The following is a 13,072-nucleotide window of genomic DNA, read 5'->3' as shown; positions in this document are numbered from 1 at the left end:
TGACGGGCCCCATGCTGCTTAAGGATAGTCCGCGTGCACCGCCTTCCACGTGAGTTAGAACAACTTTTGAAGCCCCCTCAATCCTGAGTCCATGAGAAGTAGAGGTTGGGGAATTGTTCCACACGGATTCGACCCTGCGCCCGCGCATCTTGATGATCTTGCGCAGCCAGCCGTACAGGCTCTCGATGGCCTTGGCCGTACAGAAAACTCGCCGCACCGAGAGACTGAAGGCGAAGAACGGGATCACTGCGTCCGCCGCCTCGGTGCTGACAGCCGCGTGGATGGGCTTCAAGGCCACCGCCTGAACCTATCGCTTCTTTCCACCGGCGAAGTCCAGGCTGTTGCGGATAGGTGCGCGTGCAGGTTTGCAGCGCAGTGTGCACCGAGCGCCTCAGGGATACCTTTAGGCCCCTCGGTGACGGCGATCAGCACATCCTGCACGCCGTGCGTTCTCCGGTCGTTGAAGACTTTCCATCCAGAACTTGGAGCCTTCGGTGCTCTCGACCCACAGGCCCAGGATGTCGCGCGTGCCGTCTGGCATTACGCCCAGCGCCACGCCAGCCTCAATTAGATTAAGCCGTTACTGCACATACCACTGCATAGGAAAGCTGTAATTCTGGCGCAGAGTGACATTGGAAGTGCCGGCCGTTATACGCGTCACAGCATATTGCCCCAAGGTGTTCATCGCGTAATGCCCTATGAACGGAGGAGAGCTGATACCGCCAAAGTTTGCACCTGCGGTGAGGTTAACTCCCAACCCACTTTCGGCAGTGCAAACGACATTGGGACTGGTTGGCACATCTTTCTTGACATGCAGCCAATTGCACTGAAATTGGATAGTTTCCCCTGTTTCCACGACCACCTTGACTCCCGAGCCGTTGGAAACCGCATTGACCAACGCCTGGATGCTTCCAAAAGTGGCCGCTCCGCTCTGATCATGCGAGTACACCAAAGTCCAGGCGGAAGCAGGCCCAGCCACTCCGATGGAAAACAAAAGCCCCAGGATAATTTTTGCATTTCTCAATTGATTTCTCCCTTTCAATATTGTGGCGTTAAGGCAAGAAAGATTCTTGCCTAAGAAATTCTCACAAATTGACACTGGCGTCTAAATGATTGCCGTCGCCGCAATCAGCATCTCCTCCAGCCGCACCTGTTGGAGTTGATCGAGCCCCACGAAAAAAGGCAATCCAATCACCGTCCTCGCCAGCCGCTCCGCCTCGGGCGTAGGCAGCACCAAACACCGAGGTGCCAAGGACGCCATGTGGTGCATGAGCGGCTGGTACCAACGCCGCGTAGCGATGCTGCGGCTCCAGCATTCCGCTTCCACGCAGTCGCGCGCCGTAGCGTCGGGCAGGCGGGCGCACAGCAGGGTTGGCGCCATGAGCGGGCCACCCGACCCAGGCTCCTGCCAGGCGAGGAGCCCAGGCGCTACAGCGTCCAAGCGATTTCGCATGTCTGCATGGAGTGCACGCCGCTGCGCGGCGCCTTCCTCCCAGACTTCGAACGCCGCGAGCGCGACGGCAGCATGCAACTCACTCATCTTGGCGTTCGTTCCCGCGGCCGCCAGCGCGCCGACGGGCAAAACGCTTCGGGGGTCGAGGTTGATACCGAAATTAGAGAGCTGGCGCACCCGCTCCGCGAGACCGGGGCGGGTGGAGACGACAAATCCGCCTTCGCCGGCCGGCAGGGATTTGGTGGCATGAAGACTGAACACGAGTGTCCCTGCCGCCTCTCCCAGCCACTGGCTACCGAAACCCGCCGCAGCATCGATCACCACCGGCAGGCCCGTCTCTTCCTCGAACCGCTGCCAGCCGGACATGTCATGCGGCATGCCCAGCGTGGCCACGGGCAGGACGGCATCAATGCGCTCGGCGGCACATGCAGCCCGCGCGATTTCGGGCGTCAGCAGCCAGCTTCCGGCATCCACGTCGGCCAGCACCGGCACGTGGCCCGCGCGCAGCACGGCCGTGGCGGTGGCGGCGAACGTGAAGGTGGGCATGAGCACGCGCGAGCCGGGACGCAGCCCCAGCGCCTGGAGCACCAGCTCCAGCCCCAGGGTGGCACTGGCCACGGTGGTGACCTGGGCCGCGGGCACGCCGAAGCTTGCGGCGAAGCGCTCTTCCAGTTCCCGCACGAGGGGGCCGTAGTTGGAGTAGTAGCGCGCGGCGTGCATTCGCTCCAGATACGGCGCGAGGGCCTCCGGCCCCGGAACGTCCGGCACCAGCAGGGGAATCGGGTCCTGGGATGCCCCGGCCGTCATGCGGACTTCGGGTTGCGCTGGCGCCCCCGGCCATCGTGGCTGCGGGCGTCGAAATCCGCCAGCGTCTGGTCCAGGTCCACGAACACGTCGCGGAGGCGGTCACTCCCCTCCAGGTGGTTCAGCCACATGAGCCGGAAGGCCATCTCCAGCTCCCGGGTGCGGCTGGCGTAATCCATGAGCGCGCTGGCCGAGAGGCGCTCGCGCGTCTCGTGCCGCAGGCGGGCCAGGGCCTCGGGGTCGGCCATGAATGCCAGGGCCCGCTCCACGTATTCGTCCTCGCTGCGCGCGACCCAGTCGGCATAGCCCACGCCCTGCAGCGTGCGGGCCGTGCTGGCGTCCACGCCGCGCTCGGCATCGAGGGTGACGATGGGCAGGCCCATCCAGAGCGCGTGCAGGGTGGTGGTGCCGCCCGAGATGGGCGCGGTGTCGAGCGCCACGTCGGCGATGTGGCCCAGTTCCATGAACTGGTTGATGGGCTGCTGGTGGAGCACGAACACGCGGTCCAGCGGCAGGCCCGCCGCCTCCACGCGCGGCTGCATGGCCGCCTGGGCCGCGTCGGCCGAGCGCTCCTTGACCATGATGATGAGGCGCGCATCGCCCCGCGCCTGGAGGATGCGCGCCCACACGCGGAGCATGGCATCGGTGACCTTGGCCGAGTTGTTGAGCGAGATCAACGTCGGATGGCCGTTGCGCTCCATGGGCGGCGCCTCGCAGAGCGGCGCATAGGCCGGCGGCGCGTAGCTGGCCATGCAGGCGAGCCGGAACAGGCGTTCGCTGTAGTGGGCATCGTGCCCGGCGGGCGTGATGCCGCGGTCGGTCAGCCGGTAGTCCATGGCCTTCATGCCCAGCGGCAGCATGAACCCGAGCCAGGTGACCTGCACGGGCGCCGCGCGACGGGCGAACACCATGAGGCGATTGCCCGCCGTGTGCCCCGAGAGGTCCACCAGCACGTCGATGCCGTGCGAGCGGATGAGCTGGTAGACCGCGTCGTCGCTCAGCCCCAGGATTTCATGCCAGTGCGGCACGCACGCCTGCATGGTCTCGGTGATGCCGTCCCGGCGCCCGCCGGAATACACGTGCACTTCGACCGCCTCCGGATCGTGGTGCCGCAGCACCGGCAGCATGAAGAACGCGATCGAATGCTCGCGGAAGTCGGCGGTCACGTAGCCGATGCGGAGCTTCCTGCGCGGATCGCGGTCGGTGGGGCCGAAGGGCGCGGCCTTGCGCGTGAGCGGGTCGGCGAAGCGGCGGCCCCAGTCCTGGTACACCTGCAGCGTGCGCAGGGGCTCGCGGTCGGCCTGGCCGTGCAGGAAAGCCCGCATCACCCACGTGGCCGAGTTGCCGCCGCGCTGGCAGACGCCGTCGATCAGGCTCAGGGCCTCCTCGCGGCGGCCGATGTTGAAGAGCGCGAGCGACAGTCCGTGCTGGGCCTCGGGCATCTGGGGCTGCAGCGTGAGCGCGGTCTCCAGCGCCGGGATGGCGTTGGCCCAGTTCTCCATCTTGAGGAAGGTGCGGCCCAGCAGCAGCCAGGTGTCGGGCCGGCGGGGGTTCTGCGCCAGGGCGGCGGTGAAGTGCTTGAGCGCACCGGGCAGGTTGTCGGAGGCCAGGCACTGCTCGCCGTTCACCATGTCCAGCAGCAGCTGCGTGTCGCCGCCGAGCACCACATCCTTACCGTCAATCGCTGCCATGGATACCTGCCGACATCTGCCACCTCCGTGCCGGCGCAGAGCGGCGGCGTTGCATGCTGGGGTGTGGTGGATTCACCACTCACCGATTGTTTCATTCTAGAGGCCACTCGCCCCCCGGAAGCGGGTGTAAGCGCGGCATTCGCACGCTTTCTCACCGCGCTTGCGGGGCGGCCGCGGCCTTATGGTTGCAGGCAGTGCGCAGCGAATGCCCCGCGCGGCGCCCACGCTACAGAACAGGGTTTTCCGGTCGATAAATACCTCGATACATTTACATTAGGTTCGTTTCCCCCGCTCCCACGCGCCGCCCGGCCAGCGTCCGGCGCGGCGGTCCACGCACTCACTCAAGCATGTTCGTCATCATCGGTTACATCGTCTGCCTGGGGTGCATCTTCGGGGTGTTCATCGTGCACGGCGGCAACATCGGCGTGGTGCTGAGCGCCCTGCCCTTCGAGCTGATCACCATCCTGGGCGGCGCGCTCGGCGCCTTCGTGGTGAACAACCAGCCGAAGGTGCTGAAGGCCACCATCGCGGCCCTGCCCATGGCGCTCAAGGGCTCCAAGTACACCAAGGCCCGCTACATGGAATTGATGGCGATGCTCTACGAGATCCTGCAGAAGGCCCGCAAGGAGGGCCTGATGGCCATCGAGAAGGACGTGGAGACGCCCCACGAGTCGGAAATCTTCAAAAAATACCCCACGGTGGGCAGCGACCACCACGTGATCGAGTTCACCACCGACTACCTGCGCATGATGGTGTCGGGCAACCTGAACGCCCACGAGATCGAAGCCCTGATGGACAGCGAGATCGAGACCCACCACCAGGAGGCCCACGCCCCGGTGGCCGCGCTGGCGCGCCTCGCCGGCGCCCTGCCGGCGTTCGGCATCGTGGCGGCCGTGCTCGGGGTGGTCAACACCATGGGCTCCGTGGGCCAGCCGCCCTCGGTGCTGGGCGGCATGATCGGCTCGGCCCTGGTGGGCACCTTCCTCGGCATCCTGCTGGCCTACGGGGTGGTGGAGCCGCTGGGCGGCCTCGTGGAGCAGAAGCTGGAGGACGCGGCCAAGGAGCTGCAGTGCATCAAGACCACCCTGCTGGCCAGCATGCAGGGCTACAACCCCGCCACGGCCATCGAGTTCGGCCGCAAGGTGCTGTTCTCCACCGACCGACCCAGCTTCGCAGAGCTGGAAGGCCACGTGAAGGGCAAGAAGTAACCAGGACACCCGCCGGAGGCGCACGCCATGGCCGACAAGAAGCTCCAGCCGATCATCATCAAGCGCGTCAAGAAGGGCGGCCATGCCGCGCACGGGGGCGCCTGGAAGATCGCCTATGCCGACTTCGTGACGGCCATGATGGCGTTCTTCCTGCTGATGTGGCTGCTGGGCTCCACGGCCAAGGGGGAGCTGCAGGGGATCGCGGCGTATTTCGCCTCGCCGCTCAAGGTGGCGATGCAGGGCGGCGACGGCTCGGGCAACAGTTCCAGCATCATCCCCGGCGGCGGCAACGACCTCTCCAAGGTGCACGGCCAGGTGCGCCGCTCCGATTCCGATGCCGCCACCAGCCGGCGGGCCAACATCGAGGCCGCGCGCGCCGAGCAGGCCCGGATCGACCAGATGCGCATCAAGTCGCTGCAGGCCAAGATCGACGCGCTCATCTCCGAGAACCCGCGGCTCAAGGAGTACCGCTCGCAGATCCGCATCGACGTCACGCCCGACGGCCTGCAGATCCAGATCGTGGATGACCAGAACCGGCCGATGTTCGACAGCGGCAGTGCGTTGGTAAAACCCTACATGCGCGACATCCTGCGCGAGATCGGCGCGGCGCTCGGCGGGGTCGAAAACCGCATCAGCCTCGCGGGCCACACGGACGCGGCGCCCTACGGCAACGGCGACCGGGGCTACAGCAACTGGGAGTTGTCGGCCGACCGCGCCAACGCCTCGCGGCGCGAGCTGGTGGCCGCGGGCATGCCCGACGCCAAGCTGGGCCGCGTCGTGGGGCTGGCGGCCAGCGACCTGATGGACCCGGCCAACCCGCGCGCGCCGGTCAACCGCCGCATCACCATCACGGTATTGACCAAGGAAGCCGAGGAGCGGCTCCTGGGCAAACTGGCCCCAACCATCCCCGTCGCGGATCTGGCCGCTGAAAAGCGGGAAAATCCCGCATCCGCCGCGCAGCCGTAACGTCTTGTCACCAAACCGGCTGCCCATGACAATAGCCCCTGCAATTTCCGACCGAAAGGGTCCCACGTGACCACTGCCCTTCGCTTTTTGATCGTTGACGACTTCTCCACCATGCGGCGCATCGTGCGCAACCTGCTCAAGGAGAGCGGGTTCACCGACGCCGACGAGGCCGAAGACGGCGTCGCGGCCTTGAACAAGCTGCGCAATAGCAAGTTCGACTTCGTGGTCACGGACATCAACATGCCCAACATGAACGGGTTCCAGTTGCTGTCCGAAATCAAGAAGGACGACAAGCTCAAGCACCTGCCCGTGCTCATGGTGACCGCCGAAGCCCGCAAGGAAGACATCGTGCTCGCCGCGCAATCCGGCGCGGCCGGCTACATCGTCAAGCCCTTCACGAAGGCGACGCTGGAAGAAAAAGTCACGCTGATCCTCAAGAAACTGGGACTCTGACCATGGACACGCCGGACAACACCCCCCCGGACTCCTCGAACGTTCACAACAAGATCGGCGTGCTCACCCGCCAGCTGCACGATGCGCTGAGCGAGCTGGGCTACGCCGACCAGTTGCGAGGAACGATGGGCGAGCTGCCCGACGCCCAGAGCCGCCTCTCGTACATCGCCCGACTGACGGGCGAGGCGGCCGAAAAAGTGCTCAGCCGCGTCGAACAGGCCAAGGCCCAGCACGACTTCATCGCCGAAGAGACGCGCCGCGTGGTCGCCTCGCTGGTCAAGGACCCCGTGGCCGCCGTGGCCAAGGGCGAGATCATGAACTTCCTGCACGACGTGGAACGCGTCACCAAGGAAGCCGACGTGCACCTCACCGAGATCATGATGGCGCAGGACTTCCACGACCTCACCGGGCAGGTGATCGCGCGCGTGGTGAATCTCGCCGGCACCATCGAGCAACAGCTGGTGCAGCTGCTCATCCAGACCGCCCCGCCCCAGGTGCAGGCTGCGGTGGCCCCCGCCCCGGAACCCCGCCGCGAGCACCTGGCCGGCCCCGTGGTGGACCCGGAGAACACGCCCAACATCGTCTCGAACCAGTCCGAGGTGGACGACCTGCTGGCCAGCCTCGGCTTCTGACCGGGCGCCGGCGGCGGGCATGCCGGCCCCGTCTGTGCGCCCGGCGGCCGCGCCAGGGGATGGCGCGGCGCCCCCACGATGCCATGAGGGGTCTTTTGGGCCCTATGTCGCCGACTTTGCTGCGATGTTTGCTATTCTTTCAATAGCAAATCCCTGCCACGATTTCCCCTGCCGCCCCGGCACGGCCCCGCCGGAATAGCCGCCTCCCAGGCCTTCTATTCCCGCTTTAGATTTCCGGCCCCCTCACGACAATGGCATGACCCAGCCGTCATGCCACCATGGACTCCTCCAGCCAAGACAAAGAACTCCCCGCGACAGAGCGCAAGCTCCAGAAGGCGCGCGAGGAAGGGCAGGCCGCGCGGTCCCGCGATCTCTCGCACATCGCCATCCTGGGCATGGGCGCGGTCAGCACGTTCGCCCTGGCGCCCACGCTGATCGAGCACCTGCGGCTGGCCGTGGCCTACCACCTGGCGTTCAACGCACAGAGCGTGCAGGCCACGGGCACGATGCTGGAGCGGCTCAAGGACATGACCTTCGTCGGCGTGGTGGCCAGCATCGTCTTCGCCGCGCTGACCTGCGCCGCGGCGGTCGCCAGCTCCATCGGCGCCGGCGGCTGGGTGTTCACCTTCAAGCCGGTGATGCCGCAGTTCAACCGGCTCAACCCCCTGTCGGGTTTCGCCAACCTGTTTTCCAAGCAGCAGATGGTCACGGTGCTCAAGATGACGCTGATGACCGCGGTGCTCACGGCGGTTGCCTGGAAGTTCATGAGCGGCAGCATCGAGAAGATCGCCATGCTGGTGCTGCAGCCTTCGCCCGTGGCCCTGCGCTACGTGGGCGAGTGGATCACCGGCGGGGTCGGGCTGCTGCTGCTCGTGGTGTTCCTCGCGGCGGTGATCGACGTGCCGCTGCAGGCCTTCTTCTTCAAGTCGCGCCAGAAGATGTCGCACGAGGAGGTGAAGCAGGAGCACAAGCAGTCCGAGGGCAGCCCCGAGGTCAAGGGCCGCCAGCGCCAGCGCGCACGCGAGATCGCCAACCGCGCCAGCCTCTCCAATGTGCCCAAGGCCGATTTCGTGGTGATGAACCCCACCCACTACGCCGTGGCGCTGCGCTACGACGAGGCCACGATGAGCGCGCCCCAGGTGATCTCCAAGGGCACGGACCTGCTGGCCTTCAAGATCCGCGAGCTGGCCAACCAGCATTCCGTGCCGGTGCTGCAGTCGCCCATGCTGGCGCGCGCGCTCTACGCCAACGCCGAGCTGGAGCAGGCCATCCCCGCGCAGCTCTACGCCGCCGTGGCGCAGATCCTGGCCTATGTCTATCGACTCAAGGCCGCGCTGCGCGGCGAGGGCCGCATGCCCGACGCGCAGCCCGATCCGTACGTGCCTCCCGAGCTCGATCCGCTCACGCGGACCGCCGCTTCCGCCGACCCCGCCGCAGGTGACGCGCCATGAAAACGCCCTCGATGACCTCCGTCCGCCAGTGGGCGGGCAACAACGCCTCGATGCTCCAGGGGATGTCCGCGCCGCTGCTGGTGGTGGCGATCCTGGCGCTGATGGTGCTGCCCATCCCCGCATGGCTGCTGGACACCTTCTTCACGCTCAACATCGCCGTCGCCCTGATGGTGATGATGGTGGCGGCCTACATGATCCGGCCGCTCGATTTCGCCGCCTTCCCGTCGGTGCTGCTGCTCACCACGCTGATGCGGCTGTCGCTGAACGTGGCCTCCACGCGCGTGGTACTGCTGGAGGGTCACACCGGCCCGGGCGCCGCGGGCGCGGTGATCGAGGCCTTCGGCCACTTCCTGATCGGCGGCAATTTCGCCGTGGGCCTGATCGTGTTCGCGATCCTGGTGGTGATCAACTTCGTGGTGGTGACCAAGGGCGCCGAGCGCATCGCCGAGGTGTCGGCCCGCTTCACGCTGGACGCCATGCCTGGCAAGCAGATGGCGGTGGACGCCGACCTGAACGCCGGCCTGATCGACGAGAAGGAAGCCAAGCGCCGCCGCGCCGAGGTGCAGGAGGAAGCCAACTTCTTCGGCTCGATGGACGGCGCCTCGAAGTTCGTGCGCGGCGATGCCGTCGCCGGCATCCTGATCCTGCTCATCAACATCGTGGGCGGCTTCACCATCGGCATGCTGCAGCACGACCTCTCCGCCAGCCAGGCCGCCAACAGCTACATCCTGCTGGCGGTGGGCGACGCGCTCGTGGCCCAGATCCCCGGCCTGCTGATCTCGGTGGCCGCCGCCATGGTGGTCTCGCGCGTGGGCAAGGAAGAGGACATGGGCCGCCAGATCGTGCAGCAGCTCTTCATGTCGCCGCGCGTGCTCGGCGTGGCCGCCGGCATCCTGATCCTGCTGGGCCTGATCCCCGGCATGCCCCACGCCGTGTTCCTGATCCTGGGCAGCGCGATCGGCTATGCCGCCTGGCTGCTGCACCAGCGCGCGAGCGCCCCCAAGCCCGTGGAGGCACCGCCCGCGCCCGCCGGCGACGGCGAGGCCACCTGGGACGACCTGCAGCCCGTGGACCTGCTGGGCCTGGAACTGGGCTACCGCCTGATCTCGCTGGTGGACCGCACCCGCCAGGGCGACCTGCTCACGCGCATCAAGGGCGTGCGCCGCAAGTTCGCACAGGAGGTGGGTTTCCTGCCGCCGGCCGTGCACGTGCGCGACAACCTGGAGCTCAAGCCCAGCGCCTACCGCATCACGCTGCGCGGCGTGGTGGTGGGCGACGGCGAGGCCTTCCCCGGCATGTTCCTGGCCATCAACCCCGGCGGCATCTCCACGCCGCTCATCGGCACGCCCACCACCGACCCTGCCTTCGGCCTGCCGGCGCACTGGATCGACGACCACCAGAAGGAAGCGGCACAAATGGCGGGTTTTACGGTCGTTGATTCAGAAACCGTGATGGCGACCCATTTGTCACACTTGATGCAAGTCCAGGCCGCAAAGCTCCTGAGCCGCACCGAAACGCAGCAGCTCGTGGAACACGTCGGCAAGCTGGCCCCCAAGCTCATCGAGGAAGTGGTTCCGAAAATGGTGTCCATCGCAACGTTCCAGAAGGTCCTCCAGCTGCTGCTGGAAGAGTCCGTGCACATCCGGGACATCCGCACCATCATCGAGACGCTCGCCGAGTTCGCGGGCAGCATCAGCGACCCCGTGGAGCTGGCGCGCCGCGTGCGCATCGCCCTCTCCCCGGCCATCGTGCAGCAGATCTACGGCCCCACCCGCGAGCTGAGCGTGATCGCCATCGAGCCCGGCCTGGAACGCCTGCTGGTGCAGGCCCTGGGCAACGCCGCCGGCCCCTCGCTCGACCCCGGCGTGGCCGACATCCTCACGCAGAAGGCCGCCGAAGTGGCCATGAAGCAGGAAGAAATGGGCCTGCCGGCCTGCCTGCTGGTGCCCGACGCCATCCGCAACGCGGTCTCGCGCCTGGTGCGCCGCGTGGCCCCCCGCCTGCAGGTGCTCGCCCACAGCGAGATCCCTGAGACCCACACCATCCGCATTGGCCCGATCCTCAAAGGTGCAGCATGAACATCAAACGCTTTACCGCCCCCACCTCGCGTGAGGCCCTGGCCAAGGCGCGCATGGCCTTCGGGGATGGCACCCTCATCCTCTCGAACCGCCAGATCGCCGGCGGCGTGGAAGTCGTCGCGACCGCCGAGGACACGCTCTCCTCCCTGGAGAACGCGCCCGAGCTGCCGCAGCCCGCGTCCCGCCTGCAGGAGCGCGCGTCCGACATGGCCGCGAACGCCTCGCAGTCGGGCCGGCCGCAGCGCGCCGCCCCGCAGCCCGAGCCGACGCGCAACCCGGTGGCCCAGGACACCGAGCAGCTCGCCATGAGCACGCTCTCGTTCCAGGACTACGTGCGCGAGCGCATGCTGCGCCGCCGCCACGAGGCCCTGCACGGCGCGGCCGATGCGGCGCCCATGCTGGCCGAGCGCGTCCCCGCCCGGGCCGCCGAGCCGCGCATGCCGGAGCCGCGCCAGCCCGAGCGCCCGGCGCCCGCCGCGAGCGCGCCCGTGCAGCGCCACAACCCGCTGCGCTCCATCCCCATGGACCTGCCCGCCGAGCCGCCGCGCGAGCGCCGCGTGCAGGCCCCCGTGCCGTCGCTGGCGCAGAACACCGGCCAGCAGAACCTGATGAGCGAGCTGCAGTCGATGAAGGAACTCATCGAGGACCGCTTCAACACGCTCGCCTGGCTGGGCCAGGCACGGCAGAACCCGATCCAGTCCAACCTGATGCTCAAGCTGATCCGGGCCGGCTACTCCCCCACCCTGGCGCGCGCCGTGCTGGAGCGCCTGCCCGAGGAGCTGGGCGCGGGCGACGCGGTGCGCTGGCTCATGGAAGTGCTGGAGCGCAACCTGAAAACCGACGCGCACGCCCGCCCGCTGTACGAGGAAGGAGGCGTGTACGCGATGGTCGGCGCCACGGGCGTGGGCAAGACCACCACCACCGCCAAGCTGGCCGCGCTGTGCGCGCGCATCCACGGCCCGGCGAGCGTGGGCCTCATCACGCTGGACACCTACCGCGTGGGCGCGCACGACCAGTTGCGCACCTACGGCCGCATGCTCGGCGTGGTGGCCCACCTCGCGCACGACCGCGCCGCGCTGCAGGACCTGCTGGGTCTGCTGGCCGGCAAGAAGATGGTGCTCATCGACACCACCGGCGTGGCGCCGCGCGACCCGCGCAAGCGCGACATGCTCGACGTGCTCGACCTGCCCGGCGTGAACCGCCTGCTGGTGCTCAACGCCGGCTGCCACGGCGACACGCTGGACGACGTGCTCACCGGCTTCAAGACCGGCGGATCGCAGCAGGCCATCCTCTCCAAGGTGGACGAGGCCGTGAAGCTCGGCCCCGCCATCGATGCGCTGATCCGCCACCAGATGGTGCTGCGCGGCGTGACCAACGGCCAGCGCGTGCCCGAGGACTGGGAGGCGGCCGATGCGCACAAGCTCATCGCCACGTCGATGCGCTCGCCCGCCAAGTCGGCCTTCGACCCCAAGGCCTCGGACCTGAACTTCTTCTTCTCCCACTCGCCCGAGCTGGCCTCGGAGAGAGGACTGGTCGATGCTTGACACCGGATTCCACCAGGGCGCGAGCCTGCTGGGGTTGATGCCCGCCACCCAGCTGCGCGTGCTCGCCATCCTGGCCCAGCCCGACGCCGCCTACGGGCTCGAAACGCTCTGGCAGGTCTGCTCGGCGCTGCAGCGCATGGGCTATCCCGTGGCGGTGCTGGACGGCACCGCCCGCGAAACCGACGACGCGCCCGGGCTCGCCCATCTGCTGGCCGCGCCGACCTGGCAGGACGGCGCGCCGCTGGACACCGACGCCTCGGGCGCATCGTCGCTGGCCGTGATGCCGGCCGCCTACGGGCTGCGGCGCCTCGCGCGGCAGAGCACGGACGCGGTCGCCGCGCAGCAGACGCTGCAGCCCTTCTTCCGCGCCTATTCGCTGCTGGCGATCTACGCACCGGCCGAAACCCTGGCCCCGCTGGTGCGGGAGACGGCCGCCGTGCCGCTGTTGATCGCCGAGGGCACCGACCACACGGTGCAAAGCTACCGGCAGCTCAAGCACATGGCCCTGCATGCCGGCGTGCCCTGCACGGTGGCCTCGGTGCTGCCCGCCCACAAGCCCGCGCTGGCCCAGGCCCACGCCGCGCTGGAGGCGCTGCAGCGCTGCGCCGAGCGGCACCTGGGCAGCGAGGTGCACACCACCACCGTGCGGGCCAATCACCCGCAGGACGTGCAGCGCCTGGCCTTGCAACTGCTGGAAAACGCGGGCACCATTGGCAGTGGCGCGCAGACCGTTGCAGCCCCGCCCCTGGGAGCGCCCCGGTACGCACCGCACTTCGCACGGAGCCATTGATC

General features: G+C 67.7%; 13 protein-coding genes. 9 read left to right on the top strand and 4 right to left on the bottom strand.

All coding sequences use genetic code 11. From position 1 onward, the window contains the following. Window positions 1–113 precede the first annotated feature (113 nt). On the top strand, window positions 114–305 hold the full coding sequence (locus AX018_RS26005; protein ID WP_353618492.1) for a hypothetical protein: 192 nt from the start codon (window positions 114–116) through the stop codon (window positions 303–305). A gap of 98 nt (window positions 306–403) precedes the next feature. Here the strand turns inward: AX018_RS26005 and AX018_RS26000 are convergent, their stop codons facing one another. The 4 genes from AX018_RS26000 to AX018_RS13090 all read right to left on the bottom strand — a co-directional run bounded on the left by AX018_RS26000 (window position 404) and on the right by AX018_RS13090 (window position 3,948). Further along, a complete protein-coding gene (locus AX018_RS26000) occupies window positions 404–556 on the bottom strand; it encodes a transposase (RefSeq protein WP_353618491.1) in 153 nt (50 codons plus the stop codon). A 24-nt stretch (window positions 557–580) separates the two neighbouring features. Further along, window positions 581–1,024, bottom strand: a complete 444-nt coding sequence (locus tag AX018_RS24800; protein ID WP_146749304.1) for a hypothetical protein — start codon at window positions 1,022–1,024, stop codon at window positions 581–583. 81 nt (window positions 1,025–1,105) lie between these two features. After that, window positions 1,106–2,260, bottom strand: coding sequence for a DegT/DnrJ/EryC1/StrS family aminotransferase (locus AX018_RS13095; RefSeq protein ID WP_111877729.1), 1,155 nt, complete (start codon window positions 2,258–2,260; stop codon window positions 1,106–1,108). Beyond that, window positions 2,257–3,948 carry an O-linked N-acetylglucosamine transferase, SPINDLY family protein gene (locus tag AX018_RS13090; protein ID WP_111877728.1) on the bottom strand — a complete coding sequence of 564 codons (1,692 nt, stop codon included), beginning with the start codon at window positions 3,946–3,948 and terminating at the stop codon, window positions 2,257–2,259. The genes AX018_RS13095 and AX018_RS13090 overlap by 4 nt, the downstream gene beginning before the upstream one ends. A gap of 347 nt (window positions 3,949–4,295) precedes the next feature. Here AX018_RS13090 and motA point away from each other — a divergent pair, with 347 nt between their 5' ends. From motA to AX018_RS13050, 8 genes are all read left to right on the top strand, one after another. Then, window positions 4,296–5,156 carry a flagellar motor stator protein MotA gene (gene motA, locus AX018_RS13085; protein ID WP_111877727.1) on the top strand — a complete coding sequence of 287 codons (861 nt, stop codon included), beginning with the start codon at window positions 4,296–4,298 and terminating at the stop codon, window positions 5,154–5,156. A gap of 27 nt (window positions 5,157–5,183) precedes the next feature. After that, entirely contained in the window at window positions 5,184–6,122 is a 939-nt protein-coding gene (motB, locus tag AX018_RS13080; protein WP_111877726.1) for a flagellar motor protein MotB, read from the top strand. 66 nt (window positions 6,123–6,188) lie between these two features. Beyond that, window positions 6,189–6,575, top strand: coding sequence for a chemotaxis response regulator CheY (gene cheY, locus AX018_RS13075; protein WP_111877725.1), 387 nt, complete (start codon window positions 6,189–6,191; stop codon window positions 6,573–6,575). Between the two features lie 2 nt (window positions 6,576–6,577). Beyond that, window positions 6,578–7,207 carry a protein phosphatase CheZ gene (locus AX018_RS13070; protein WP_111877724.1) on the top strand — a complete coding sequence of 210 codons (630 nt, stop codon included), beginning with the start codon at window positions 6,578–6,580 and terminating at the stop codon, window positions 7,205–7,207. Window positions 7,208–7,485: 278 nt separating this feature from the next. Beyond that, the gene (locus AX018_RS13065) at window positions 7,486–8,658 is read left to right on the top strand and encodes an EscU/YscU/HrcU family type III secretion system export apparatus switch protein (RefSeq protein WP_111877723.1); all 1,173 of its coding nucleotides are present in this window, start codon (window positions 7,486–7,488) and stop codon (window positions 8,656–8,658) included. After that, the gene (gene flhA, locus AX018_RS13060; protein WP_111877722.1) at window positions 8,655–10,736 is read left to right on the top strand and encodes a flagellar biosynthesis protein FlhA; all 2,082 of its coding nucleotides are present in this window, start codon (window positions 8,655–8,657) and stop codon (window positions 10,734–10,736) included. The genes AX018_RS13065 and flhA overlap by 4 nt, the downstream gene beginning before the upstream one ends. Continuing rightward, the gene (gene flhF / locus AX018_RS13055; RefSeq protein WP_111877721.1) at window positions 10,733–12,280 is read left to right on the top strand and encodes a flagellar biosynthesis GTPase FlhF; all 1,548 of its coding nucleotides are present in this window, start codon (window positions 10,733–10,735) and stop codon (window positions 12,278–12,280) included. The genes flhA and flhF overlap by 4 nt, the downstream gene beginning before the upstream one ends. Beyond that, complete coding sequence (locus AX018_RS13050) at window positions 12,273–13,070, top strand: hypothetical protein (RefSeq protein WP_111877720.1); 798 nt, start codon at window positions 12,273–12,275, stop codon at window positions 13,068–13,070. Before flhF ends, AX018_RS13050 begins: the two co-directional genes overlap by 8 nt. The last annotated feature ends 2 nt before the right edge of the window (window positions 13,071–13,072 follow it).

It is taken from the genome of Paracidovorax anthurii (genome assembly GCF_003269065.1).
Classification (GTDB): domain Bacteria; phylum Pseudomonadota; class Gammaproteobacteria; order Burkholderiales; family Burkholderiaceae_C; genus Paracidovorax; species Paracidovorax anthurii.
This window is presented reverse-complemented; position numbering and strand designations above follow the sequence as displayed.

What these genes read in the sequence shown, in the direction of transcription:
- AX018_RS13095 (WP_111877729.1), bottom strand. Translation starts at nt 2,260, where the DNA reads ATGACGGCCGGGGCATCCCAGGACCCGATTCCCCTGCTGGTGCCGGAC.
- AX018_RS13090 (WP_111877728.1), bottom strand. Translation starts at nt 3,948, where the DNA reads ATGGCAGCGATTGACGGTAAGGATGTGGTGCTCGGCGGCGACACGCAG.
- motA (WP_111877727.1), top strand. Translation starts at nt 4,296, where the DNA reads ATGTTCGTCATCATCGGTTACATCGTCTGCCTGGGGTGCATCTTCGGG.
- motB (WP_111877726.1), top strand. Translation starts at nt 5,184, where the DNA reads ATGGCCGACAAGAAGCTCCAGCCGATCATCATCAAGCGCGTCAAGAAG.
- AX018_RS13070 (WP_111877724.1), top strand. Translation starts at nt 6,578, where the DNA reads ATGGACACGCCGGACAACACCCCCCCGGACTCCTCGAACGTTCACAAC.
- AX018_RS13065 (WP_111877723.1), top strand. Translation starts at nt 7,486, where the DNA reads ATGGACTCCTCCAGCCAAGACAAAGAACTCCCCGCGACAGAGCGCAAG.
- flhA (WP_111877722.1), top strand. Translation starts at nt 8,655, where the DNA reads ATGAAAACGCCCTCGATGACCTCCGTCCGCCAGTGGGCGGGCAACAAC.
- flhF (WP_111877721.1), top strand. Translation starts at nt 10,733, where the DNA reads ATGAACATCAAACGCTTTACCGCCCCCACCTCGCGTGAGGCCCTGGCC.
- AX018_RS13050 (WP_111877720.1), top strand. Translation starts at nt 12,273, where the DNA reads ATGCTTGACACCGGATTCCACCAGGGCGCGAGCCTGCTGGGGTTGATG.